Annotated in this window: 21 protein-coding genes; 3 read left to right on the forward strand and 18 right to left on the reverse strand. The window is 71.3% G+C overall.

All coding sequences use genetic code 11. The annotated features are described in order from the left end of the window. Positions 1 to 47: 47 nt before the first annotated feature. The 4 genes from AC4FS1_RS08050 to AC4FS1_RS08065 all read right to left on the reverse strand — a co-directional run bounded on the left by AC4FS1_RS08050 (position 48) and on the right by AC4FS1_RS08065 (position 6,141). A complete protein-coding gene (locus tag AC4FS1_RS08050; RefSeq protein ID WP_491154010.1) occupies positions 48 to 1,865 on the reverse strand; it encodes an ABC transporter ATP-binding protein in 1,818 nt (605 codons plus the stop codon). After that, a complete protein-coding gene (locus tag AC4FS1_RS08055; RefSeq protein ID WP_491154012.1) occupies positions 1,862 to 3,721 on the reverse strand; it encodes an ABC transporter ATP-binding protein in 1,860 nt (619 codons plus the stop codon). Before AC4FS1_RS08055 ends, AC4FS1_RS08050 begins: the two co-directional genes overlap by 4 nt. Before the next feature lie 327 nt (positions 3,722 to 4,048). After that, complete coding sequence (locus AC4FS1_RS08060) at positions 4,049 to 4,552, reverse strand: methylated-DNA--[protein]-cysteine S-methyltransferase (RefSeq protein ID WP_491154013.1); 504 nt, start codon at positions 4,550 to 4,552, stop codon at positions 4,049 to 4,051. Continuing rightward, entirely contained in the window at positions 4,549 to 6,141 is a 1,593-nt protein-coding gene (locus tag AC4FS1_RS08065) for an AlkA N-terminal domain-containing protein (RefSeq protein WP_491154015.1), read from the reverse strand. Before AC4FS1_RS08065 ends, AC4FS1_RS08060 begins: the two co-directional genes overlap by 4 nt. Before the next feature lie 180 nt (positions 6,142 to 6,321). Here AC4FS1_RS08065 and AC4FS1_RS08070 point away from each other — a divergent pair, with 180 nt between their 5' ends. Continuing rightward, the gene (locus AC4FS1_RS08070; RefSeq protein WP_491154016.1) at positions 6,322 to 7,755 is read left to right on the forward strand and encodes a dihydrolipoyl dehydrogenase family protein; all 1,434 of its coding nucleotides are present in this window, start codon (positions 6,322 to 6,324) and stop codon (positions 7,753 to 7,755) included. A 95-nt stretch (positions 7,756 to 7,850) separates the two neighbouring features. Here the strand turns inward: AC4FS1_RS08070 and AC4FS1_RS08075 are convergent, their stop codons facing one another. From AC4FS1_RS08075 to AC4FS1_RS08125, 11 genes are all read right to left on the reverse strand, one after another. Then, positions 7,851 to 8,132 carry a hypothetical protein gene (locus AC4FS1_RS08075; protein ID WP_491154017.1) on the reverse strand — a complete coding sequence of 94 codons (282 nt, stop codon included), beginning with the start codon at positions 8,130 to 8,132 and terminating at the stop codon, positions 7,851 to 7,853. Further along, complete coding sequence (locus AC4FS1_RS08080) at positions 8,125 to 8,451, reverse strand: hypothetical protein (RefSeq protein WP_491154019.1); 327 nt, start codon at positions 8,449 to 8,451, stop codon at positions 8,125 to 8,127. The genes AC4FS1_RS08075 and AC4FS1_RS08080 overlap by 8 nt, the downstream gene beginning before the upstream one ends. 35 nt (positions 8,452 to 8,486) lie before the next feature. Next, entirely contained in the window at positions 8,487 to 8,978 is a 492-nt protein-coding gene (locus tag AC4FS1_RS08085; RefSeq protein WP_491154020.1) for an Imm61 family immunity protein, read from the reverse strand. Next, complete coding sequence (locus tag AC4FS1_RS08090) at positions 8,975 to 11,746, reverse strand: WXG100-like domain-containing protein (protein WP_491154022.1); 2,772 nt, start codon at positions 11,744 to 11,746, stop codon at positions 8,975 to 8,977. Before AC4FS1_RS08090 ends, AC4FS1_RS08085 begins: the two co-directional genes overlap by 4 nt. Beyond that, a complete protein-coding gene (locus AC4FS1_RS08095; protein ID WP_491154024.1) occupies positions 11,743 to 12,036 on the reverse strand; it encodes a hypothetical protein in 294 nt (97 codons plus the stop codon). The genes AC4FS1_RS08090 and AC4FS1_RS08095 overlap by 4 nt, the downstream gene beginning before the upstream one ends. Further along, the gene (locus AC4FS1_RS08100; RefSeq protein ID WP_491154026.1) at positions 12,033 to 12,365 is read right to left on the reverse strand and encodes a WXG100 family type VII secretion target; all 333 of its coding nucleotides are present in this window, start codon (positions 12,363 to 12,365) and stop codon (positions 12,033 to 12,035) included. Before AC4FS1_RS08100 ends, AC4FS1_RS08095 begins: the two co-directional genes overlap by 4 nt. Before the next feature lie 80 nt (positions 12,366 to 12,445). Next, positions 12,446 to 12,739 carry a WXG100 family type VII secretion target gene (locus AC4FS1_RS08105; RefSeq protein WP_135063853.1) on the reverse strand — a complete coding sequence of 98 codons (294 nt, stop codon included), beginning with the start codon at positions 12,737 to 12,739 and terminating at the stop codon, positions 12,446 to 12,448. 129 nt (positions 12,740 to 12,868) lie between these two features. Beyond that, entirely contained in the window at positions 12,869 to 13,597 is a 729-nt protein-coding gene (locus tag AC4FS1_RS08110) for a hypothetical protein (RefSeq protein ID WP_491154028.1), read from the reverse strand. Between the two features lie 10 nt (positions 13,598 to 13,607). Next, positions 13,608 to 14,216: an FHA domain-containing protein gene (locus AC4FS1_RS08115; RefSeq protein WP_491154030.1), complete on the reverse strand. Its 609-nt coding sequence runs from the start codon at positions 14,214 to 14,216 to the stop codon at positions 13,608 to 13,610. A gap of 90 nt (positions 14,217 to 14,306) precedes the next feature. Beyond that, positions 14,307 to 18,647: a type VII secretion EssC family protein gene (locus tag AC4FS1_RS08120; protein ID WP_491154031.1), complete on the reverse strand. Its 4,341-nt coding sequence runs from the start codon at positions 18,645 to 18,647 to the stop codon at positions 14,307 to 14,309. Continuing rightward, a complete protein-coding gene (locus AC4FS1_RS08125; RefSeq protein ID WP_491154033.1) occupies positions 18,644 to 19,654 on the reverse strand; it encodes a hypothetical protein in 1,011 nt (336 codons plus the stop codon). The genes AC4FS1_RS08120 and AC4FS1_RS08125 overlap by 4 nt, the downstream gene beginning before the upstream one ends. A gap of 79 nt (positions 19,655 to 19,733) precedes the next feature. On the opposite strand from AC4FS1_RS08125, the gene AC4FS1_RS08130 reads away from it, so the two are divergent. Both AC4FS1_RS08130 and AC4FS1_RS08135 read left to right on the forward strand, forming a co-directional pair. After that, complete coding sequence (locus AC4FS1_RS08130) at positions 19,734 to 20,495, forward strand: hypothetical protein (RefSeq protein WP_491154034.1); 762 nt, start codon at positions 19,734 to 19,736, stop codon at positions 20,493 to 20,495. After that, positions 20,488 to 21,186, forward strand: coding sequence for a hypothetical protein (locus AC4FS1_RS08135; protein ID WP_491154036.1), 699 nt, complete (start codon positions 20,488 to 20,490; stop codon positions 21,184 to 21,186). Before AC4FS1_RS08130 ends, AC4FS1_RS08135 begins: the two co-directional genes overlap by 8 nt. Positions 21,187 to 21,375: 189 nt before the next feature. On the opposite strand, the gene AC4FS1_RS08140 is transcribed toward AC4FS1_RS08135, so the two are convergent. The 3 genes from AC4FS1_RS08140 to purN are packed head-to-tail and all read right to left on the reverse strand — an operon-like array spanning position 21,376 to position 23,953. Further along, a complete protein-coding gene (locus AC4FS1_RS08140) occupies positions 21,376 to 21,708 on the reverse strand; it encodes a hypothetical protein (RefSeq protein WP_491154037.1) in 333 nt (110 codons plus the stop codon). Positions 21,709 to 21,732: 24 nt separating this feature from the next. Next, complete coding sequence (gene purH / locus AC4FS1_RS08145; RefSeq protein ID WP_491154038.1) at positions 21,733 to 23,337, reverse strand: bifunctional phosphoribosylaminoimidazolecarboxamide formyltransferase/IMP cyclohydrolase; 1,605 nt, start codon at positions 23,335 to 23,337, stop codon at positions 21,733 to 21,735. A 10-nt stretch (positions 23,338 to 23,347) separates the two neighbouring features. Then, on the reverse strand, positions 23,348 to 23,953 hold the full coding sequence (gene purN / locus AC4FS1_RS08150) for a phosphoribosylglycinamide formyltransferase (protein ID WP_491154040.1): 606 nt from the start codon (positions 23,951 to 23,953) through the stop codon (positions 23,348 to 23,350). Positions 23,954 to 23,961: the final 8 nt, after the last annotated feature.

Here is a 23,961-nt window from a genome sequence, read left to right on the forward strand (position 1 = left end):
GGGAGATCGCCCGACGAAGGCGCAATCCTCCGACGTAACGGCACGTGTCAGACGAGGGACTCCCGCCAGGCGGCGTGCAGCTGAGCGAAGCGGCCGGTGCCGGCGATGAGGGTGTCGGGCTCGTCGTCCTCGATGATGCGGCCGTGCTCCATGACGAGCACCCGATCGGCGATCGCCACGGTGGAGAGGCGGTGCGCGATGATGATCGCGGTGCGGTCGGCCAGCAGCGTCTGCAGCGCCTCCTGGATGAGCCGCTCGCTGGGGATGTCGAGCGACGCCGTCGCCTCATCAAGAATGAGCACCGCCGGGTCGGCGAGGAACGCCCGAGCGAACGAGATCAGCTGTCGCTGCCCGGCCGATACCCGCCCACCGCGCTTGTTGACGTCGGTGCCGTAGCCATCCGGCAGGGCCTCGATGAACTCGTGCGCGCCGACGGCGCGCGCCGCCGCCTTGATCTCATCCAGTGTCGCGTCCGGCTTTCCGAGCGCGATGTTGTCCGCAACGGTGCCGCTGAAGAGGTACGCCTCCTGCGTCACCATCACGATGGCCCGGCGCAGATCCTTCGGATGCAGCGACCGCAGGTCGACGCCATCCAGGTTCACGCGGCCCGAGGTGGGGTCGTAGAACCGGGCGACGAGCTTCGCGAGTGTGGACTTCCCGGCGCCGGTGGTTCCGACCAGCGCGATCGTCTGGCCCGCCGGGATGTCGAGCGAGAAGTCGGGCAGGATGACGCGGTCTCCGGAATAGCCGAAGACGACGTCCTCGAACCGGACGTGTCCGCGGGCCTTCCACAGGTCGATCGGCGACGTGGGGTCGGGGACGGTCGGCTGTTCTTCCAGCACCCCCGACACCTTCTCCAGCGCTGCCGTGGCCGACTGGTAGGAGTTCAGGAAGAACGCCACCTCCTGCATGGGCGCGAAGAAGTTCCGCACGTACAGCACCGCGGCCAGCAGCAATCCGAGCTGGAAGGTGCCGTCGAGCACACGCAGCCCGCCCCACAGCACCACGACGCCCAGCGTCACGGAGGCGACCGCCATGAGGCCCGGTTCGAAGGTGCCGAATAGGCGGATGCTGCGCATGTTGATGTCGCGGTAGTCGCTCGCGAGCCGGCCGAACTCCTCGTCGTTCCGCGGCTCCTTGCGGAACGCCTTGACCGCCCTGATGCCGGTCATCGTCTCGACGAACTTCACGATGACCTGCGCGCTGATGACGCGGGATTCCCGGTACACCACCTGCGAGCGCAGGTAGAACCAACGCATGAGGAAGAACAGCGGCAGGCCCATCACGAACAGGATGAGGCCGGACTGCCAGTCCAGGAGCAGCAGCGCGATGAGCGTGAACCCACCGTAGAGGAGGCCGGAGACGAGCTCGTTCAGGCCACCGTCCAGCAGCTCGCGGATCGTGTCGAGGTCGCTCGTCTGACGCGAGATGATCCGTCCCGACGTGTAGGACTCGTGGAACTCCAGGCTCAGACGCTGCGTGTGCAGGAAGATGCGCTTGCGCAGATCGAACATGATCGCCTGCGTGAGGCGCGCAGCCACGACCGCGTACCAGCCGATCAGGGCGGCACCGGCGATGCCGGTGATGAGGTAGACGATCACGATGAGGATGGCGGGCATCCAGTCCATGTCGTCCACCACTGCCGGCAGGGCCGTGGTGATGCCGTAGCCGACGAGGGCGGGGCCGGCGACGCGGAGGGCGGTCGACACGATCAGGACGACAGCGGCGAGGACGAGCTGCCACCGCAGCGGCGAGACGAGCGAGCCGAGCAGTCGCAGCGAACGTCGACGGATGACGCGGCTCTCGTCGCGCGTGTAGTCGGAGCGGTCTTCGCCGGTGGTTCCCGTGACAGTAGCGGTACTCATCGGGCCACCTCCTTCTCTGTCTCCGAGCGGTCGGATCTCTCGTTCGCGGAGCGTTCCTGCCGGCGGATCTCTTCAGCCTCGAGGCTGGAGATCACATACCGGTAGTGCTCGTTGTCGCGCAGCAGCTCGGAGTGCGTCCCCACCGCGGTCACGCGGCCGGCCTCGAGCAGCGCCACCCGATCGGCCAGCGTCACCGTCGACGGACGGTGCGCGACGATCAGGGCCGTCGTCTCGGCCAACACCCGGCGAAGCGCCTCCTCCACGAGCGCCTCCGTGTCGACGTCGAGCGCCGACAAGGGGTCGTCGAGCACGAGCACGGCGGGGCGGGCAGCCACGGCGCGAGCAAGCGCCAGACGCTGTCGCTGACCGCCAGAGAGGCTCAGCCCCTCCTCGCCGATGACGGTGTCGAGACCCTTCGGCAGCTCGTAGACGAAGCCGGCCTGGGCGACCTGGAGCGCCTCGCGCAGCACCTCCTCCGCCTCCGCGGAGCCGGGCTCGAGTTCTTCCCGTCCGAGGAGCACGTTGTCGCGCACGGATGCGGAGAACAGGGTGGCGTCTTCGAAGGCCATGCCGACGTGGCGGCGCAGCTCGCGCAGCTCGAGGTCGCGCACATCCACGCCGTCCAGGGTCACCCGACCACCGGTGACGTCGTAGAGCCGGCCGGGAAGGGCCGTGAGCGTCGTCTTGCCGGAGCCGGTGAGCCCGACCAGCGCCATGGTCTCGCCCGGCCGGAGCACGAGGTCGATGCCATCGAGGAGGTCGCGCGTCGAGGACGGCGCATCCTGATACCGGAAGTGCGTGTTCTCGAACGCCAGCTGCCCGCGGACATCGGGAATGGTGCGCGGCTCCGCGGGATCGGTGATCGTGTTCTGCTCGTCGAAGACCTCGAAGATGCGGTCGGTCGCGGTGCGGGCGTCCACGAGGAAGGAGAAGAGGAAGCCGATCGACTCCACGGGCCACCGCAGAATCGTCGCCATCGCGAAGAAGGCGATGAGCTGGGCCACCTCGAGCTGCCCCATCTGCACCAGCACGATGCCGGCGCCCAGGCACAGCGCGAACGCGATGTCGGGGAGCAGCACGAGCCAGAACCAGATCCAGCCCACGGCGCGCGCCTTGGCGAGCTCCGTTTCGCGCAGCGTCTCCGCTTGACGGGCGAACTTCTGCAGCGCGTGCTTCCCGCGGCCGAACGCCTTCAGCACGCGGATGCCGTGCACGCTCTCTTCAACGGAGGTGGCGAGGTCGCCGGCCTGGTCCTGACTCTGGCGCGACAGCATCCCGTAGCGCTTTTCGAAGACGAATCCCGAGATCCACAGCGGGAGGGCGCAGACGACGAAGATGAGACCGAGCGCCCAATGCCACGTGAACAGGATCGCCGAACCCGCGACGATGGTGAGCAGATTCACCACCAGCAGGATGAGGCCGAAGGCGAGCCAGCGGCGGATGAGGCTGATGTCCTGCATCATCCGGCTGAGCAGCTGGCCCGACTGCCAGCGGTCGTGGAACGCGACGGGGAGCCGCTGCAGCCGGGAGTAGAACTGCGTGCGCAGATCGTATTCCACCGACGTAGCGGGGCCCAGCACGAACCATCGGCGCGCCCAGACCATGAGCGCCTCGAGAAGGCCGAGGACGAGGATGGCGCCGGCGCCCACGGCCACGAGTCCGGGGCTGCCGGAGTCGATCGGGCCCCCCTCGCCGACGATGACCTCGAGGATGAGCGGGATTCCGAGCGCGAGCAGGCTCGCCACGAGCGCGCTGACGGCACCCAGGGTGAGCCGCCCTGCGACGGGCTTGGCGAACGGGAGAAGCCTCGCCAGCGAGCGGAGCGTGGACGGGGAGGGAGCAGTATCGCGGGTCATGATCCTCAGAGGGTCGGAGCTCTGCGCCGGGATCGGGCGCGGAATGGATTGCCGAGCGTGGCGAGCGACGGCTCAGCCGTCAGCCGCTCGAAAGGGGAAACGAAGGGGCGGGTGGCGTTATGCCGCGATTGCCGCGGAAAGCGCCGAACCGGCCGGACGACCCACTCGCCCGCGAGCGGCGTGGATGCGCACGACGACCGGCTGAACAGCGGAAACGGTCGTGTCCATGACATCCTCCTCAGGTGGGGCGAACCGCCACACCCCTCGGCGCGACAGCCCTCCAGCCTATCCTGGGCGTTTCCTGAGCGCAACCGGACCGCGGGCGCGTCAGGCCGCGGCAGCCTCCCGCGCCAGGAGGCTTCGCTTCACGTCGAGCCCCCACGCGAATCCGCCCAGGGTGCCGTCGGTGCGGAGCACCCGATGGCACGGGACGAACAACGCGGGCGCATTGCGGGCACAGATGGATGCGGCGGCGCGCACGGCGCTCGGCTGCCCGAGCGCCGCGGCGAATCCGGTGTAGGTCAGCGCCTGTCCCGGTGGGATGCGGCGGAGCGCACCCCAGCCCGCGTGCTGGAGGTCGGTACCGAATTGGCGCACCTCAACGGCGTCGATGGCGGAGACATCGCCGGCGTAGTACGCCTGGACCGCGGCGGCAGCATCCGTCTCGCCCGCGGTGACGGCGACCGGACGGCGCTGCTCGGGCAGGCGGGCGACGATGGTGGCCGCATCCGCGGTCCACCCGGAGGCGAGGACACGGCCGTCGGTGTCGCTGAGGATCGTGAAGGGGCCATCCGGGGTCTCGAGGGTCTGGATGGTGGCGGTCGCGGTCATGCGGGAACCTCCTCGGTGCGGCCGGCAGCAGACGGGTCGCGGACGGATGACCGGCCGTAACTCAGGCCAATCGCTGCCTTTCGGGCCGGAATGGCCCCCTGCACGGCGTTTCTTCCTGAGTTCGGCGCGCGCGGGGCACGGACCGGCGCCGCCCGCCACAGGTGTGCGGTCAGGTAGCTGCGCCACGGAGCGAGGCGCGTAGACCATGCCGTGAGTGCGGCGGGATCGGCGGGGATGCCGGCGGCGGCGGCCCCGGCGCGGGCGGCCACGTCGCCGGGGAGCAGCACGTCGGGGTCGGCGAGCACCCGCATGCGCACGTAATCCGCCGTCCACGGTCCGACCCCGGGGAGGGCGAGGAGCGCAGCGCGTTGCTCGAGCCGGTCGTCACCGCTGGTGAGGACGAGATCGCCCGATGCGAGTGCCGCCGCGGCGCCGGTGATCGCCCGGATGCGCGCCGCGGGACCGCGGAGCACCTCCGAGCCGCGCTCGGCGATCGCGCTCATCGTCGGGAACAGCACGGCGGTCCCCTCGACCGCCGCCACCCGCTCCCCCAGCGCGTCCGCGAGCCCGGTGAGCGCGGTGCGCGCGGCGGCGACGGTGATCTGCTGCCCCACCATCGCGCGGATGAGCATCTCGTGCGGATCGGCGGCGCCGGGGACGCGGATGCCCGGCGTGGCAGCCACCAGCGGAGCCAGCTCCGGATGCTGCGCTAGAGCCTCGTCGATGGCGACCGGGTCGGCGTCGAGGTCGAACAGGCGCCGCGCACGCGTGACGAGCGTCGATAGGTCGGAGAGCCGCGCGAGGCGTGCCCGCAGGCGCACGCGGCCCGCTTCGTCGACGCGTAACTCGAACCATCCCGGGCCGCCGGGGAGCCGGATCGCGCGGGCGAAGCGCGTGGCATCCGCCGTCTCAACGCCGGGGAGGGCGCGCGCTGCCATCCACGCGAAGAGACCCGCGGAATCGAGGGGGCCGCGGTGCGGAAGGACGAGGTCGATGGCACCGCCCGTGGATTCGGTGGCACGACGGCGCGCGCGCAGCTGCAGCGGCGGCATCCCGAACACCTCACCGACGGTGTCGTTGAACTGGCGGACGCTGGAGAAGCCGGCCGAGAATGCCACGTCGGCGGCCGGCAGGTCCGTGCCCACCAGCAGCATCCGCGCCGTGTGCGCGCGGTGCGCACGACTGAGGGCGAGCGGGCCGGCGCCGAGCTCGGCCGTCAGGAGCCGCGTGAGGTGGCGTGGCGAGTACCCGAGGCGGCGGGCGAGGCCGGAAACACCCTCACGATCGACGACGCCCTCGGCGATCAGGCGCATGGCGCGGGCGGTGACGTCGCCGCGGACGTTCCATTCCGGCGAGCCGGGCGCCGCCTCGGGCAGACAACGCCGGCAGGCGCGATACCCGGCCTCGTGCGCCGCCGCCGACGTGGCGTAGAACGTCACGTTCGCCGGCTTCGGCGTCCGCGCCGGGCAGCTCGGACGGCAGTAGATCCCCGTCGTGCGCACGGCGGTGACGAACTGCCCGTCGAAGCGGCGGTCCCGAGAATGGATGACGCGGTACCTCTCGTCGAACGTCATCCCCGGGCTGGTCATGCCCCTAGCCTGCCACGGCCCCTCCTCGCCGGCTGGCGGAAATCGGACACGGCCGTTTGACCGCGGCGCAAGAGCATGGCGCGCGGGGGGCCGGCGGCCGCCCGGTCACTTGAATCCCTCGCCCTCGTCGATACACGTCAGTTCGCCCGTCCCTCCCCCCAGCCCCGGTAGCGTGGCGACATGAGCGCGCGCGAGTACGACGTGATCGTGATCGGGGCAGGGCCGGTGGGCGAGAACGTCGCCGACCGGGCCGTGCAGGGCGGCCTGTCCGCCGTCATCGTGGAGGCTGAGCTCGTCGGAGGCGAATGCTCCTACTGGGCATGCATGCCGTCGAAGGCACTTCTGCGCAGCGGGGCGGCACTTCGCGCGGCCCTGGCCGTGGATGGGGCGAAGCAGGCGGTCACCGGAGGCCTCGACGTGGGCGCCGTGCTGCGCCGCCGAAACGGCATCGTGCATGACTGGGACGACAGCTCGCAGGTGAAGTGGCTGGACGGTGCCGGAATAGACCTGGTACGCGGCCACGGGGCACTGACCGGCGCAAAGCGGGTGCGGGTGACGGCCGATGACGGGTCGACCATAGACCTCGTCGCCCGCCATGCCGTCGCCGTCTGCACAGGAACCGCTGCTCTCCTCCCGGACATCCCGGGTCTGCGCGACATCACCCCGTGGACGAGCCGCGAGGCCTCCGCGGCCCAGTCGGCACCGCAGTCGCTGGCCATTCTCGGGGGCGGCGTGGTGGCGGCCGAGATGGCCACCGCATACGCGAGCTTCGGCACCCGCGTCACTCTCCTGGCCCGGTCGGGGCTCCTGACGAACGAGGAACCCTTCGCCGGCGACCTCGTGGCGGCTTCTCTCCGCGATCTCGGCGCGGACGTACGGACGGGCGTCGAACTGGTGTCGGCTTCGCGCGACGGTGAGGGCCCCGCCGTGCTCGAGCTCTCCGACGGCACGACGCTCGAGGCCGAGGAGGTGCTCGTCGCCACCGGCCGGGTGCCCCGCACCGGCGACCTGGGCGTGGATGCTGTCGGACTGGAGCCCGGTGCGTGGCTCGAGGTCGACGACACCATGCTCGTGAAGGGGACCGATTGGCTGTACGCGGTCGGCGACGTGAACCACCGCGCGCTCCTGACCCACCAAGGGAAGTACCAGGCCCGCGCGGCGGGCGACGTCATCGCAGCGCGGGCGAAGGGCGAGCCCGTGCAGGATGCTCCGTGGGGTGCCCACGTCGCGACCGCCGACCACTCCGCGGTTCCGCAGGTCACCTTCACCGACCCCGAGGTCGCGTCGGTCGGGCTGACCGCCGCTGCGGCCGAGAAGGCGGGTCTGCGCACGCGCGTGGTCGATTACGACCTCTCGTGGGTGGCGGGCGCCAGCGAACTCTCGGACGACTATCGCGGCCAAGCGCGCGCCATCGTGGACGAGGACCGCGGCGTCCTGGTCGGGGTGACGTTCGTCGGACCCGGTGTGGGAGAGATGCTCCACGCCGCGACGATCGCCGTCGTCGGAGAGGTCCCGCTGCACCGCCTCTGGCACGCCGTGCCGTCGTACCCGACGGTCAGCGAAGTCTGGCTCCGCTTTCTCGAAACCTACGGGCGCTCCAGCGCGTCGCACTGACCCGGCGCGCGGGAGTCGAGAGCGTCCGCGACCAGACGGTCACGCCGCGCGCCCCGGCCGGCGTGGAGGAGACCCGCCGCAGCACGCCCGCTTTCTCAGCGGTACTCGAAGGTCAGCAGCGCTTTGATCGCGGCCAAGGCCTCACCGGACAACTCGGGGTGCCGCGCACGCACCCGCGCCACGAGAGCATCCCCCCACCCGGAGATGTTGTCCGCACCCCTCGGGTCCGCGTAACCGTCCACTTCCGCCATGAGCTCCCGCACAGTCCGGCGGGAAAGGGGGTCGGCGATACGCGCCGGCCACCGCCCGGGTACCGCACCACCGCCGTCGTAGCCGACGAAGGCCACGACCGCGGAACTGAGGGCATCGTCAATCATCCGCGCCTCGCGCTCCGCGGGGGGTGTCTCCCGCTCCCCCGCCGCCGAACGGATGGAGGTCAGCCTCCGCGAACAGACGCACCGTGCGCAGCGCAACCGCCAAGGCCGCTGCCTCTCCGGATATCGTCCGCCGGGAGCCTTCCTGGGGCACCGCGCGCTCGTCGGTGATGATGAGTTCCCAGAAGCCATCCCGCTGATACAGGCACACGCGGTTGGCCGTCGTTCCCGTCGGCGGCCCGTAGTGGAAGTATCGCTCCAGCGCTTCGTCGGCCAGTACCGACTCGAGTTCCGAAAGAGCCGCCGCAGAGCGCCCCTTCATCGCGCCTCCTCAGGGAAGCCCAGGCATCTCCGCCCTCAGCGCGCCAGCGGCGCGTCCGCAGCGGCGGCCTGGGCGCGCAACTCGGCAGGGGAATACGCGGCGTACCGCGAGAAGGCGGCGGCGTCTATGTCACTGGCGAACCAGAGGGCCCTCCCGTCCGGAGCTCCGAGAATCGACCCGCCCTCGGCACCGTTCTGCAGGCTCCAGCCCTCCGCGGCGATGGCGCCGCCGTCGGCGTCGAGTTCCACGAGGGGCCTCAACCGGCTCAGTCCCTTTGCCTCTCGAACCGATCCGAGGTAGAGCATCACCACGTAGCGTTCGATGTCCTCCCAGCGGGATGAGGACATCCGGGCGCCGAACGGGCCGGACCGCAGACTCTTGCTCACGGTCCATCCATCGCCCGACCGATCGATACGGAACCGCGCCTCCCCGTCGTCGACGAGCAACAGCGCGTCTGTGGACGGAAGAAGCTCCAGACCTTCGCCGGCCAGCCAGCGCGCGAGGTCATCCGGCGTGGCAACACTCACAGGAACACCCCCAACAGGTCCAGTTCGTTCACGGACAGGAACTCGTCCCGGCCGTTCTCGCCGACCCGCGGTCGGCCGTCGGGGCCGGCGCGGAAGAAGCGGATCTGCCAGCCACCGCCAGGGTAGCCGAGAGCGTCGTCGATCACCGACACCTCGATGCGGATGCCCGGCGGCAGGTCAGGAGCGAGCTGCCGATGCAGCAGATCCATGCCCTGATGTCCGGGCGTGAGCCCGCGCTGTTCGAAGGGCGTGTTCGCCACGGTGAGGTAGTCGCCGGACGTACGACCGATGCGGTCGAGGTTCGCGAACTGCGGGTAATCCCGCAGGAGGGCGTCGACGCCGTGGTAGTGCACGCGACTTCCCGGCACCGCTCCGTCGTTGGTGGGCCAGCGGGGCCCGCCGGGAGAGCCATCGGCGTTGTCCGGCAGGGCGTATCGCTCGTTCCACGCGTCCTGGTCGGGAAGCGGTGTGCCGTCTGCGTCGCGTCCGAACGGGGCGTCGGGGTCGCCGATCATCGGAGCAATGTCGGGGTTGGGCGACTCCGGAGCCTGGTAGTGCGCCGGCACCGTACCGTGGTCCGGGCGAGGCTCGCCGTAGTGCGGGTCATTCTGACCGGTGTCTCCATAACGGTTCCATCCATCACCGGACGCCTCGTTCGAGTACATCGGACCGGTGTGGTCGGGCTGGGGCTGGTGCGGTGCAGCCGGTGAGGCCGGATCCGTGGCGGGATCGGCTTCTGCCGGGTCGGCAGGTGACGTTCCCGAGTCGCCCGCTTCGGGCTGCCCGACAGGCGCATCGGCGCCGTCTCCGTCCGCGCCGACAGGCGCATCGGCATCGGCACCGTCTCCGTCCGCGCCGACGGGCGGCACGGCGTCATCACCGGGGGGCGGCGTGCTTTCCGGGCCCTGCGGGGTCGTGTCAGGACCCTGCGGCGTCGTGTCAGCACCCTGCGGTGTCGTGCCCGCGCCGTGGGGCGCGGGAGGCAAGCCCGCGTGGCCGTCGCCGTCGGCGTCCACCCCGAGGTCGCCCTCGGTGTCGTGGAAGATCGGCGTGTCGTCGCCACCGTGCGTCGGCGTGGTGCCGTCGCCCCCACCCGTGTGCACGGGAGGGGTGGGGATGTCCACCGGGTCGGGCGTGCGCGGGCCGGAGCCATTCCCCGAACCCGAACCCGAACCCCCACCGGCGTCGTTGCCGCCGGTCGCGTTGGGCGCCTCGCCCTGCGGAACCTGCGGTGCGGGTCCGCTGTCGCCGCCGCTGCCGCTGACGTCGTTGCCGCCCGTGACGTTGGGGCCGTCGTAATCGGTGCTGCCGGCCGGTCCGCCGTCGCCGCCGCCGCTGCTGACGTCGTTGCCGCCGCTGACGACGGGGCCTTCGTAATCGTTGTTGCCGGTGCGGCCGCCGTCGGGACCGCCGGCCTCGGCGTTGTTGCCACCGGTGATGACGGGAACCGGCTCGTCGACGCGGACGTCGCCTGCACCGGGGTCAGCGGCAGACGCCGAACCGCCCCGGCCCGAGCCGCCACGTGCCCCCCAGCCACTGAAGCCTGCGCCGCCGATACCGGAGATGACGACCTGGCGGATGTCGACGCTGCCGTCGCTGATCAGTCCGTCGGTCACGCCGCCGGCTGCCCCGCCGCCGCCCCCGGCCAGGGTCTGGACGAGGACGCGCTGGCCGTACCGGCCGAACGGGGCGACGATCGCTTCGGTGACGCCACCGCCAACGAGACCGGAACCGAACGCGACGAGGAGGTTGGCATCGCCGCGCTTGACGATGACCTCTGCCGTGACGGCTGCCGCCGTGCCGGACGCGATGTTGATCACGGCGCGAACGGACCGCTGGTGACGCAGGGCGAACGGGATGAGGCTGGCCCGGATGGCGCGGATGCGCACGGCCACGCGCGCAGCGGTGCCGCCGACGCGGGTCAGGATCGTGATGATGCGGCCGCCGATCACGGCGATCCGCGCGGTCATGGCGGCGGCGCCCGCGGCGGCGCTCGCTCCGAACGTGAAGGCGCTGAGCGCGGCGCTGATGGCGACGGTCGCGGCGATCTCCACGGCGAGCTGCACGAGCATCTCGATGACTTCCTTGTGCGCCTCGCGCACGTCATCGGCGTACTCGGCACACTGCGTACCCATGTCTTCGATGAGCTGGGCCACTTCGCCGATGTCGCTGGCGAAGTCGTTCACCTCGGTGCGCGCCTTGGCGAGCTCGATGCTGTCCAGGGAAGCCACGGCGTTGTCGGCTTGACGCACTTCGGTCGCGAGGCGGCGGACGTCGCGGGCGATGTCCTTCCACGTCTGGGCGGCCTCATCGAGCTGGTCGGTGTCCGCGTTGGGCCACATCATCCCGACGACGTCGGTGACGATCTCCCAGCCCTTCGGCTCCCCGGCGTTGCCGCCGAAGGCCGAGGGCGGCGATGCGACGCTCTGCGACTGCCGCGCCGGGCGCAGGGTGAATGTGCCGGAGTCGAACGGTTGCCCCGACGCGGTGGCCTCCGCCGAGGCGGCGTTCGCACCGCTGGCCATGAACAGGCGGTCGAGGCTGTTGGCACGGATGCCGATGTCGAAGATGTTCTGCAGTGCGTACCCGGCGACTTCGTCGTACGCGCTGGCGAACTGCTCGCCGCCGGGGTCAGAGCCGGCCATGCTGCCATAGCCGCCGGCGGAGCCTCGAGCGGAGCTGCCGACGGAGTCGGCTGAGGAGGCGACAGCGTCGAACGCGTCGGCCGCCTGGGTGTAGAGGGTGGGGTCGATCCGCCTCATCGTCATGCGCTGGCCCACATCGTGTTGTTGTCGTTCTGGGCGGCTTCGTAGACCGTAGCGGCCTCACCGACCCACTTCTTCAGGTCTTCCGCGTGCGTGCGAAGGGCGGTCGCGCCGACCTGCCAGGTGCCCACGAGGCCGAGGAACTCGACGCTTGCCACGCCGGCCCACTGGGAGCTCGCGGCGGCGGTGGCGCCGGCGGCGTGGGTCTCCAGATCGGTGCAGTAGCCGATGAGCTGGTTCAGCGCGGTTTCGAGTTCGCGGAGCTGCGCGAGGTCGAAGGTGTGCAGACTCACGCGACTCCCCCGCCCTGCCGGCGCGTGCCGACGGTGGACGAGCGGGATGCGGCGGTCACCTGCATCTCGGTCGAGACGTAACCGGTCTCGGCGCCCTGCAGGCGCGCGACGATGTCGGTGAGTGCGTCACGCACGAGGCCGGAATTCTTCTGCCATTCGGTCCAGCTCTCGCCGAACGCCTCCGCGGCGTCACCGCTCCAGGACGCGCCGACCACGGAGGACACGACGCCCGAGATCTGCGACACGTGCCCGTCGAACTGGGCGACGGCCGCGCTCATGGCTGCCGCCGAATAACCCAGTGCCGGGGTCGATACCGAGAATTGCCCCATCTGCTGCTCCCTTGCTCGATCTTGCCGTCCACCCGCGGCGCATCGGGGGCACCGTCACACGGCGCCCCCGATGCTCACGCTCAGGCGCGGAAGCTGTTGCTGATGTTGTTCTCGGACTCCTCGTAGGCCAGAGCCGCCTTGGAGAGCTGGTCGCTGATGCCCGTGAGGGATTCCTTGAGCTGGAGCCCGGCAGCATCCCACTGCTCGTACAGCTCGTTGAAGGACTGCGAGGCGGCGCCGCCCCAGTCGCCGGCGATGAGCCCCTGCACGAGCGACTTGAGGTTGCTCAGCTGGGACTCGATGGATGCAGCGCCCGATGAGAGCTGGTTCGCGACGCCCGACAGCGACTCCGAGGTGACCTTGATGTCCGCCATGTGATCCTCCGTGATTCAGGGCGTGGAATCCGCCCGGGTCTAGGTTCCGCTCTGTTTGTAGCACATATACGCGATGTGGAATCGAGGGATTGTGCTGACCGGGCGAAGTATGGAATAAATCGCACGCACCTACGCGTCGCGCCGCATCGGCCGCCCCGTTGCCATGCTTGCGGCCGCCCGCCCGACTCTACGGGGATCGTCGGTCTCCAGATACCGGACCGAACCATTTCGGGCCAGGACGCGCAGCGCTCCGGTCAGGTGCGACAGCTGCGCGTCGCTGAGGGCGGTGTCGATCGGCAGCGTCAGCGCGCCGAGGTCGAATGCCGCACTGAGGTAACGCGCCAGTCCTCCGGTCGACGCGTCGCGGAATCGCTTGGGGCGATTGACGCCGACGTGCAACGTGACCTGGGAGCCGCCTGATCCGTAGACGAGTCGCTTCATCCACCGCGCGAACCCGCCCCCGAGAGCCAGGTTGGCGCGCTCATCGCAATAGACCACGCCCAGCACGTCCGCCCACGGGATGGGCGGAACCCCTGAGAAGACGATCGCCTCGGGCGTCAGCAGCAGAAGCGGGTCGGCAGCACGCAGGAAACCGCGGATCCGGCCGCGCAGGCGCAGCCCCAGCACGAGGCTCGCCAGCAGGATGACCAGGAGGAGACCGAGAAGGAAGTAGGTGGCGAGCCGACCGACGTCGGTGACGGCGAGCGCGACGATCCCCGCGACCACCACCGCCGTGAAGCTCGCATACGCCGCGACGTAGCCCGTGTTGCGCCGAAGGGCGGCACCCAGCCGCTCCCGATCGGCGTCGAGCGCAACGGCAGGGATCGGGCGGCCGTCGGTGGGCGTCACGTCGGTCACCGCATCGACCTCATCGGGCTGTTCCGACCTCGACGATCACGTCACCCAGCAGCAGCCGGTCGCCGGCCTGAATGGCGTACGGGTCGCGGGGACGCAGCGGCTGGCGCACACCCGCCCGCTCCACGGAGCTGCCGTTGCCCGAGCCGGCATCCTCCGCGGTCGCCTCACCGGGAGCGCCCGGCCGGATGATCAAGTGCACGCGCGAAACCGATCGCGTCGGGTCGGCCACCTCGACGGGCTCGCCGCCATGGTCGGCGGCCCGACCGGCGGGGTTCCGCCCCAGAACGAGCACCCGGTCGAGGGCGACCTCGGCGCCCTGCGGCAGGCGCAACGCGAGCGCGGCCGGAGCGACGGGGGCAGGAGGAGCCACCGATGTCGATCGGCCCAGCGAGCGGGGGTTCACGTCGGGCAGGGGTACGGGTGCCACCGGCTCGGGTGGGGCGACCGGCGCCGCCTCGGCCTTCGGCTCGCGGCTGCCGCCGCCCGTGGTGCGGAAGGGCGGAGGGAGCGCGCTCCCGCCGGCGGCGGGCGCATCGGCGACGACGATCTGCCCGCAGGACGGGCAAAACATCGTGTTCGGCCGGACGGCCGCACCGCAGAAGCGGCACTGCGTAGTCATGGGCGGATCCTCGCGACAGGGACGTGCGGCCCCCGGACCGCACACAACGCTCTCAGCTTACGCGGGCGAGAGGGGCGTGCGTTCCGGCATTCAGGCACGAAGATCGGGCACCTGCACCGCCGTGTACCCTCCGGCGGCGAAGAGCACTCCCGAGCCGGGGGCGCCGCGCCCGACGAACGGGCGAGGGATCTGCGTGCTGAACAGCTGCGTTCCCAGGATCGTCGATGTCGGCGACAGCACCAGGCCGGTGCGCCCGCGTTTGGCGTCGGTGACGACCCCGCTGACGGCCGTCCCTGCAGAGTCCGCACCGAGCGAGACGATGAAGCGCAGGCGGCCCCGCGCCGCGGCGAGCGTGCGTTCCAGGACCGAGTCCCGGATGGCCTCGGCATCGTCGACGATCACGGTCAGCAGATCATCCGCCGCAATCGCCGCCTCGATCTGCTCGGCGGTGGAGGACGTTCCCAGCAGCGGAGCGTTGTGCGCGGCAGCGACCTCGGCGAGGACGGAACCGTTCGCCGCGGCGACGACCATGCGGGTGCCCGCCCAGCCGAGCTGGTGCGCGATGAGGGCGAGCGCGTCGGTCTTGCCGCTGCGCCGATCGCCGACCACCACGAATCCGCCGAGCTCGGGCCAGTCGATGGTGAACCGCGACAGCGTGTCACCGCCGACACCCACCACAGGCGTCTCGGGCGCGTCCGGCTCGGCGAGCGGCAGGAGGGCGGCGTCGGACAGGCCGATGTGCGAGGGGAGCGGGTCGACGCGCAGCGCCGCGGGCAGCTCGGCCAGCTGGGGGAACCGAGCGAAGTGCGCGGCGGCGTGCTCGACCGTGCCCCGAAGCGTTGCTCCCTGCGCCTCCCCCGAGGTGTCGGCCGTGACGACGGCGATCTGACCTTCCGTACCGTCGGTACCGAACAGCACGCGACCGGCGGGCATGTCGGACGGGATCTCCCGCACCATGATCCCCGCACCCCGGTAGTCGTTGACGTCGCGCATGGGCAGCGCGTACTGCGTGTCGATGAAGCTGGCGATGCGGTCGGACGGCACGGTGCGGTCGGCCGTCACGACGACCCGGAGACCCACCGCGGGGCCCTCACGCAGCAGCCGCAGCATCTGGTCCCGCAGCGCGACCATCTCGTCGGGGCTGAGGGATGCCGACAGCCGCTCCCATCCGTCGATGACGACGATCGCGTAGGCAAGCGCCTCCCGCGGGTCGGCGGTGCGTCGCTGCTCGGCGATGCTGCCGACGGCGGCCTGGGCGAGGACGCCCTGGCGCCGCGACAACTCTGCAGCGAGACTCCCGAGCAGGCGAGGGAGGCGTTCGGCGTCCTGCGGGGTGACGACGGCTCCCGTGTGCGGCGCGCCGGCCAGCGGCAGAAGCGCGCCGTTGCCCCAGTCCACGACGTACAGGTGCAAGTCGGCCGGGGTGAAGCGGAGCACCACCTGCGACAGGATCGTCCGCAGTGCCGTGGTGCGGCCCGACCGGCTTCCCCCGAACAGCAGCAGGTGCGAGTCGTCGAGGATGCTCCACACCAACGGTCGCTGGGTCTGCTCGCTGGGGACGTCCTCGAGGCCGAGGATGGCGGCGCCCTCGGGGACGGCGTCATCATCGAAGCGGTCGAGCGGCAGCACGTCGGGCAGCGGCATCAGCCACGGCGACGGGCTCTTCGGGACCCCGAGCAGCTGCGCGGCCTGGCCGGCCAGCTGCACGAGTGCCCGCAGGTCGGTGTCGTCCTGGTCGGGCCGGTGCGTCGTCTGCTCGGTGGCGACGGGATAGCGCGGCGGAAGCCCCAGGGTCTGCCACTCCACGCGGGCCGCCGGCGGGAGCACGCGCGCGGCTCGCTGGTGCCCCAGCCGGAGCGCCGCGACCCGCGCCGTCTGGAAGGGAGTGGGCGCCGCATCCAGCCCCGCCCGCACGTACCCACGACCGGGTGAGCCCGCCGGGATGAGTGCGGCGTCGGGGGTTCCGATCACATCGCCCGAGTCCCCACGGTCCGTGACGCGGAGGGCTACCCGCAGGTTGATGTTGGACTGCATCTCCGGCGTGATGACACCCGACGGACGCTGCGTCGCGAGGACGAGGTTCACCCCGAGCGACCGGCCGACACGGGCGATGCGGACGAGGCCGTTGATGAAGTCGGGCAGCTCGGTCTTCAGCTCGGCGAACTCGTCGACGACGATCATGAGCCGCGCCAGGCCCAGCCGGGCGGCGGCATCCGGGTCCTTCTCCCACGCCGCATCGACGTCCTTCGCACCGATGTCGTCGCGGAGCACCCGTTCGCGACGCTTCAGCTCGGCGTCCAGCGACGCCAGGGCGCGCTCCGTTTCGCGTGCGTCGAGGTTGGTGACCATGCCGACGGTGTGCGGCAGGCGGCTGCAGTCGGCGAAGGCCGAGCCGCCCTTGTAATCGATCAGCACGAAGTTCAGCGCATCCGGCCGGTTGGCCAGGGCGAGCGAGATGACAAGGGTCTGCAGGAACTCCGATTTCCCCGAGCCGGTCGTGCCGGCCACCAGGGCGTGCGGACCGTCGGAGGCGATGTCGATCGCGAACTCGCCCTCCGTGCCCGCGCCGACGACGACGTAGGACTGCCGCGGCACCAGTTGCCACTGCTCGGCGATCGGGCGGGCGTCGTCGAGGTCGATGCCCATCAGCTCGCTGTACCGGACGCTGGAGGGCAGGGTCGCGTCGTCCCCCACGCCGCGGACGTGCTCGATCGGGCACAGCGCGCGGGCGATGTCTTCGGCGTAAGCGAGGCTCACCTGGTCCAAGAGCACGGGCGCGTAGTACTCCTCGGCCGATTCCACGCGACCCAGGAGCGGGTCGACGCCGTCGACGGCCACGACGGATGCTGCCTCTTCGGGCAGCCGTGACCGGTCGCTGTCGATCGCGATGACGTGGATGCCGAACTGGGCGCCCTTCTCGAGAATCGTGACCATGCCGGGCAGCATGCGGTAGCGCCGTGCCCCGTCGATGACCAGCACGAGATGCGCGTCCGACGAACCGCCGCGGCGTTCACCGGCCACCCGCATCCGGGCGTCCAGCAGGGCCCCGATCTCGCGGAGGCGCTCGCGCCGGGTGTGGTCGGTGTTACCGATCAGGGCGACCGGGCCGGCTCCGGCGTTCAGGTGGGGGAGCCACTGCACCCACGACCAGGCCGCCTCCTGCTCCCGGTCGCAGAGCACGACGAATTGCAGGTCGCGCGGCGAGCGCAGCGTCGCAAGGTCGGTGATCATCGCCCTGGCCAGGCCCGCGGTCACATCCTCCGGACCGGAGATGCCGACCGGGCCGGACGCGAGGTCCACCGACACGGGCGCGGGCGAGACCCCGACGCGGCGTTCGAGTGTGCGCTCCTTCTGCGGCCCGCCCTCGAAGCGCACGTCCAGGGGAATCTCCGCCACGCCGACGCGCACGCGCAGCGCATCCTGGTCCGACCGGCGCCGCTCCCAGAGGCGGGCGAGCGGGCGGGTGGCGATGTCGCGGATCACCACGGGATCGAGGTGGCGGTACCACGCGTCCAGGCGCTGCTCGCGGGTCAGTTCCGCGATCCGGACGCGCGCGTCGGCGATGTCCTGCACCCACTCGGCCTCGGTGCGCTGGCCCTTCCGCTCGGCCAGCCGCTTGTTCATCATGAACGAGCCGACCACCATCACCGGCGACGCCGCCGCCATGAGCAGCATGATGGGCCGCTGGAACACCACGGCCAGGGTCACACCGAGGACGATGGGGATGATCGCCGACAGCCACGGCAGGGGCGATGCGTCGGCTTCGTCGGGCTTGTCGCCGGGGAGCGCGACCACGGGCATCTGGCGGGCCGGCCGGATCCGCGAGGGGCGGTTGAAGGCGCGCGTGCCGACCTCGTCGACCGTCAGATCGGCGTCGGGGGCCGGCGACATGCCCAGCCGCACGATGCTGCTTCCCAGCTGAACCAGGTCGGCGGGGACGATCTGCACGGGCGCCGCGGTCTCGGAACCGTTGACGACGAGGCTCCCGTCCGGGTCGGCGAGCGCCACGGTCGCCGTCAGCGGCGCGTAGGTGCCGTCGGGCGACGGCCCGCCCACGGCGGTGAGCGTGGCGTGGCGACCGGCCAGGTGCGGGTCGGCGACGCAGATCCCGGCGTCGTTCGACCGGCCGATCGTGACCTCGCGACCGGGCTCGAGCGGCACGACCTCCCCCGCGAACGGCCCCGCGACGAACTCGAGCCGAAGACGGCCCGGGGAGATCACGACCGGGGATGCGGCGGGAACGCGCACGCCGCTGCGCACCCCGGACTCGGCGAAGTTCTCCGCGGTGTCAGCACCGGGCGCCAGGACCTCGGGGTCGACCCTCAGCGACTCCGCGAGTTCGGAGACGGTGGTGGCAGCATCCACCTTCACCACCCATGACTCGGCGGGCGCGGCGTCGTGGGTGCGGTCGATCGTGAGCCGGAGCGTCATGACGCGGGTACCTCCTGGAGCATGCGGGCGAGGGGAGCGAGAAGCGACGGCGCTTCCGCTTCGTCTTCGGACGGGACGGGAACGGCGATGCCGAGAACGGCGGTCTGGGCCCAGGACGGCGCGACCGGAAGCGGGGGCGCCGATGCGGGATCGACGGTCAGGCTGCCCAGCGACTGCCGACCGGTGGCATCCACCACGCGGAAGGCGACCTGGACGGGGATCGCCGACTCGGCGGTGCGGGTGATCTGGCCGTCTGTGCCGCAGGTGAGCGCGACATCCACCGCCAGGCACGAGATCGTGACGTCGTCCCCCGCGGTCAGCTCGGACAGGGCCACCGGCTCGGGACCGCGCACATGCAGCGCGAGGGGCGCCCCGGGGGCAGCCGCGGTCGCGAACAGCGCGAGTTCGGCGTCGACGGATTGCCCGGCGTCGTCGGTGACGGTGAGCTTGACCGAGATGGGGCCAGGTGCGGTGGGCCGCACGGCGAGGTGCGCGGAACCGATCCCCACGACCGTCGACGCGGGTACGACCTCCCGGACCTCGATCCGAGCATCGGTGCAGAGGACGCAGGTGAGCTCGAGCAGCGACAGCGGCACGAGGCTTTGACGGCCTACCGGCAGGGGGATGTCGATCGAGGATGCCGCGATCTCCGGCGGGGCAGGAGGCTCGAGCCGCACGCGGTAACGCACCTCGGCGCTTGCCGCACCCGCCCGCAAGGGGACGGGAAGAATCCGCTCCCCCGCCTCCGCATCGAACGGGGCGGTGAGGGTGATCCCCTCCTCGGTGCACACGAGCTCGGCTCCCTCGAGCGTGCCGACACCGGCGCAGTCGATGGTCCACCCCGCGCTCGGGCGCACGTCGACGGGCTCGCCGTAAGGGATCTCGACGATCCCGCTGTCGGCGGGTGAGTCGCCCGCGGCGGACGCGGCCGCCGGAATCGCCCCGAACGTCGCGCACACGAAGAACGCCGCGAGGGCGCTGACGACGCGCACGGACGAGCGGGGCATGGGCGCCTCCAGGGCGGGGGGACGATCCCGTCTATGATAGGCGGGTGCCCGGCGCCGGACCGGAGCCCGGGAGCGTGGAATGAACGACAGCATCCCGACCCGCCGTGCGCAGCGCGAGGCGGTCGACGGATACGGCCCGACGGGATTGTCCACGACAGTGGCGGAGCCCGAGCGTGAGTTCGGCCACACCGAGTGGCGTCCCGCCGAGGGCATTCCCGCCGCGACCGTGGCGGCCGCACCGCGCCGCTCCGGCGCACCGATCACCGGCACGCCGGTGTTCGCCCCGACCCGCATCGAGCGGCCACCCGCCGGCGTGGAAGCCGCACGCATCGGGTGGGACACCGCCCGCGCGAGCCTGACGGCGACGACCGGGGACATCCGCCGCCTGGAGACCGCGGCCGATGTGCTCCCCGAGCTCGAGGAGGCTCAGGTCGCGCCCCGCCCGATGTGGCGGCATCCCGCGTTCCTCCTCTCCGCCGGCATGACGTTCGTGGCCCTCGTCGTCCTGGCCGTTTTCGTGGTGCTCGGCCTGCTCAACCCGCGGCCGGCAGCGAGCGGGCTGACCCTCACCCCCGGCGACGACAACATCCGCGTGTCGTGGTCGGGTCCGGATGTCGCGTACCAGGTGATCGTCGTCGGCGGACCCGCCGGGAACGAGCTGGACGTGTCGCAGCTGGTCACCGGAACCGAGGCCTGGATTCCGTCGGGCATGGGATTCATCGACGACCGCTCGTGCGTTCTCGTCCGGCCCGCCGCCGGAAACGAGACGGCTCCGGTGGAGCTGGACGCCGCCACCGTCTCCGGCCAGGGCGGCGCTTCGGCGTGCGTGGCGGATGGCTGACCGCCGCATCCGCGCCCTGACCGTCGTCGCGGTGTCGGCAGTGCTCTTGGCAGGATGCTCCGCGACGGCGACGGAGCCGATCCCCACCCCCACCGCCGCCGACCTGTCGACGTACGACCCGGCCGATCACGGCAACGGCGTGGGGCTTCTGCCGCCGGCCGCCGTCCGCGACAGCGTGCTGGCCGCGATGCGCGCGGCGGGCGGCGCGGAGCTCGTCGGCAGTTACCGCGACGGAGCGACCGGGCGCGAGATGCAGGTGCGACGCACCGGCAGCGAGCAGGCCTGGACCGCCGAGATCACCCTCGACGGTGCGGCGACGTCGATCGTGGTGGATGCGGGCACGGCGTGGGTGAACCCCTCCCCCGCCGTCGCCACACTTCTCGCGGTTCCGGCAGGGCAGTGGGCGTGCGTCTCACCGGAGGATCCCGCCGTGCAGCGCTGGATGCCGCTCGTGCAGCCCGTCGACCTCGTCGCGCAGCTCACCGCCGACGCGTCGGGGCTGAGCGCGCCCGGCGACGGCACCATCGACCTCCTCCTCGGCGAGGAGGGAGCCACCGGCGTGCTGACGGTCGCGACCTCCGGGGCGCCTCTCCCCACACGCCTCGTGCGCGCCGACGAGACCGGCGCGGTGGATGTGGCGTTCACCGCCTGGGGCTCCGAGGCCGACGTCACCGCACCGATCCCCTGCTGAACCCCTCCCGCGCGCCCGCTCCCGGTCCCACTCCCGCGCGCCCACTGGACCCCGCCCGCACGCACACTCCCGGGTTTGGGGCGCTTTTCGTGCCTTGGGGCGCGCTCGGGCACGCCCCAAGGCACATATGTCGCCCCAAACCCCCGGGTGAGGTGCGGGGATGCGGACGGGGCGGGGCGGGGCGTCAGGTCACCAGCGGGGCTGGCCCTGGCAGGCGGTGCCCACACGGTGCAGCCCGACCTGGGGGTCGGCGAACGCCGCCCACACGCCCTCGGGGTCGCGCCGCTCGGCCGCCTGCTCCATGGCGGTGAGCACCGCCGGTGCCCCGGCCGACCACGCGGCGTAGTCGGGCTGCGAAACGCCCGCAGACCCCTGCTCGGCGATCGCGCGCACCTGCCCGGCCAGGGCGATCACCTTGGCGAACGACTCCGGGCTCTTGGTCTGACACTCGATCGAGGCCGCCATGAGGTCGACCACGGGCTGAGCGAGAGCGGCGCAGCGCTCCGCGAGGATTTCGGACATCCGTGTCCCTTTCTTTCGTGTGGATCAGTGGAAGAAGTGACGCTCGCGCGTGAAGAACATCGTGACACCCGCCGCGCGGGCCGCGTCGATGACCTCCTGATCGCGCACCGAGCCGCCCGGCTGGATGATCGCCGACACACCGGCATCGATGAGCACCTGGGGGCCGTCGGCGAACGGGAAGAACGCGTCGGATGCGGCGACCGACCCGGCCGCCCGGTCCCCGGCGCGCTCGACCGCGAGCCGGCACGAGTCCACCCGATTGACCTGGCCCATGCCGATGCCGACCGTGGCCGAACCCTTCGCCAGCACGATCGCGTTCGACTTCACGGCTCGGCATGCCTTCCACGCGAAGATGAGGTTCGTCATCTCTTCCTCGGCAGGACGCTCCCCCGACACGAGTTCCCAGTTCCGCGCGACCGATTCGATGTCGGCGGGGAACCGGTCGGCGTCCTGCAGCAGCAGCCCGCCGGATACCAGCCGCACGTCCATCCGCTCCTGCTGCCAGTCCGTGGGAAGGCACAGCACGCGCAGGTTCTGCTTGAGCCGGAAGACCTCCAGCGCCGCAGGCTCGAAATCGGGCGCCACGATGACCTCGGTGAAGATGTCGCGGAGATTCTCCGCCATCTTGAGGGTGACCGTGCGGTTCGCCGCGATCACGCCGCCGAACGCCGACACCGGGTCGCACTCGTGCGCCCGGAGGTGCGCGCTGGCGATCTCGTCGAGCGCGTTGGGCGCCGCCACCGCGATGCCGCACGGGTTGGCGTGTTTGATGATCGCGACGGCCGGCTTGACCATGTCGAACGCGGCGCGGAGGGCAGCATCCGCGTCGACGTAGTTGTTGTACGACATCTCCTTGCCCTGCAGCTGCGTCGCCTGGGCGATGCCGTGTCCGCCCGCGCGCGTGTAGATCGCGGCGCGCTGGTGGGAGTTCTCGCCGTAGCGCAGGGTGGTGAGGCGCTCCGCCTTGATCGTGAGGTGCGCGGGCAGGCCGTCTTCGACGAGCGTGCCCTCGGTGAACCAGGCCGCGACCGCGGTGTCGTACGCGGCGGTGTGGGAGAACGCGCGCGCGGCGAGCTCTTTCCGCTGGGTGAGCGTCGTGCCGCCCTCCCCGATCGCCTCGATGAGCGCGGGGTACGACTCGGGCGAGACGACGATCGCCACATTGGCGTAGTTCTTCGCCGCAGCGCGCACCATCGCGGGGCCGCCGATGTCGATCTGCTCGACCACGTCGTCGCCGGTGGCACCGGATGCCACGGTCTCCACGAACGGGTACAGATTCACCACGACGAGTTCGAACGGGGCGATGCCGAGCTGGTCGAGCTGACGCTCGTGGTCGGCGAGACGGAGATCGGCGAGCAACCCCGCGTGCACTCCGGGATGCAGCGTCTTCACACGACCGTCGAGGGACTCGGGAAAGCCGGTGACGGTGGACACGTCCGTGACCGGGTGCCCTGCCTCGCGGATCTTCGACGCCGTCGAACCGGTGGAGACGATCTCCACGTCGGCGGCGATGAGCGCTTCGGCCAGGCGCAGAAGGTCGGTCTTGTCGCTGACCGAGACGAGCGCACGTCGGATGGGAACGACGTCGCGTTCGCGGTAGAGCGTCGGATCGTGGCGAGGGCCGGCCATACGTGTGCTCCTAGGGTTGGGGGGCGGAATCGGATGCCGCGGCGAGGTCGAGCTCGCCGGTGGCGACGCGGCGGATGACGTCGATGAGCAGACGACGCTCGACCGGCTTGATCCGCTCGTGCAGGGAGCGCTCATCGTCGCCGGCGACCACCGAAACCCGTTCGCGGGCGAGGATCGGTCCGGTGTCGATCCCGGCGTCGACGATGATGACGCTCGCTCCGGTTTCCGTAGCGCCCGCGGCGAGCGCGTCGCGCACGGCATGGGCGCCGGGGAACTCGGGAAGATACGCCGGGTGGGTGTTGATGATGCGGGGCATCCACTTCTCCACCACGGCCCCCGGCAGGAGACGCATGAAACCGCTCAGCACCACGAGGTCGGGCTTCCAGGCGTCGAGCTGGGCATCGAGTTCGGCGCCCCACGCTTCCCGAGAGTCGAACCCGCTCCAGGGAACGAGGAAGGTCGGGATGCCGTAGGCCTCGGCGTGCGCGAAGCCGTCGGCTTCCCGGTCGGCCCCCACCACGATGACCCGGGCGGGAAAGTCGGGTGCCGCGGCGGCATCCAGCAGTGCGCGGAGGTTGGAGCCCGTGCCGGAGATGAGAACGGCGACCGTGAGCACCCGGTCAG

The sequence above is a fragment of the Microbacterium sp. Z12_35 genome, assembly GCF_058310475.1.

Excerpts from the sequence above, each read along its gene's own strand:
- AC4FS1_RS08050 (WP_491154010.1), bottom strand. The coding sequence starts at position 1,865 with ATGAGTACCGCTACTGTCACGGGAACCACCGGCGAAGACCGCTCCGAC.
- AC4FS1_RS08055 (WP_491154012.1), bottom strand. The coding sequence starts at position 3,721 with ATGACCCGCGATACTGCTCCCTCCCCGTCCACGCTCCGCTCGCTGGCG.
- AC4FS1_RS08060 (WP_491154013.1), bottom strand. The coding sequence starts at position 4,552 with ATGACCGCGACCGCCACCATCCAGACCCTCGAGACCCCGGATGGCCCC.
- AC4FS1_RS08065 (WP_491154015.1), bottom strand. The coding sequence starts at position 6,141 with ATGACCAGCCCGGGGATGACGTTCGACGAGAGGTACCGCGTCATCCAT.
- AC4FS1_RS08070 (WP_491154016.1), top strand. The coding sequence starts at position 6,322 with ATGAGCGCGCGCGAGTACGACGTGATCGTGATCGGGGCAGGGCCGGTG.
- AC4FS1_RS08075 (WP_491154017.1), bottom strand. The coding sequence starts at position 8,132 with ATGATTGACGATGCCCTCAGTTCCGCGGTCGTGGCCTTCGTCGGCTAC.
- AC4FS1_RS08080 (WP_491154019.1), bottom strand. The coding sequence starts at position 8,451 with ATGAAGGGGCGCTCTGCGGCGGCTCTTTCGGAACTCGAGTCGGTACTG.
- AC4FS1_RS08090 (WP_491154022.1), bottom strand. The coding sequence starts at position 11,746 with ATGACGATGAGGCGGATCGACCCCACCCTCTACACCCAGGCGGCCGAC.
- AC4FS1_RS08100 (WP_491154026.1), bottom strand. The coding sequence starts at position 12,365 with ATGGGGCAATTCTCGGTATCGACCCCGGCACTGGGTTATTCGGCGGCA.
- AC4FS1_RS08105 (WP_135063853.1), bottom strand. The coding sequence starts at position 12,739 with ATGGCGGACATCAAGGTCACCTCGGAGTCGCTGTCGGGCGTCGCGAAC.
- AC4FS1_RS08115 (WP_491154030.1), bottom strand. The coding sequence starts at position 14,216 with ATGACTACGCAGTGCCGCTTCTGCGGTGCGGCCGTCCGGCCGAACACG.
- AC4FS1_RS08120 (WP_491154031.1), bottom strand. The coding sequence starts at position 18,647 with ATGACGCTCCGGCTCACGATCGACCGCACCCACGACGCCGCGCCCGCC.
- AC4FS1_RS08125 (WP_491154033.1), bottom strand. The coding sequence starts at position 19,654 with ATGCCCCGCTCGTCCGTGCGCGTCGTCAGCGCCCTCGCGGCGTTCTTC.
- AC4FS1_RS08130 (WP_491154034.1), top strand. The coding sequence starts at position 19,734 with ATGAACGACAGCATCCCGACCCGCCGTGCGCAGCGCGAGGCGGTCGAC.
- AC4FS1_RS08135 (WP_491154036.1), top strand. The coding sequence starts at position 20,488 with ATGGCTGACCGCCGCATCCGCGCCCTGACCGTCGTCGCGGTGTCGGCA.
- AC4FS1_RS08140 (WP_491154037.1), bottom strand. The coding sequence starts at position 21,708 with ATGTCCGAAATCCTCGCGGAGCGCTGCGCCGCTCTCGCTCAGCCCGTG.
- purH (WP_491154038.1), bottom strand. The coding sequence starts at position 23,337 with ATGGCCGGCCCTCGCCACGATCCGACGCTCTACCGCGAACGCGACGTC.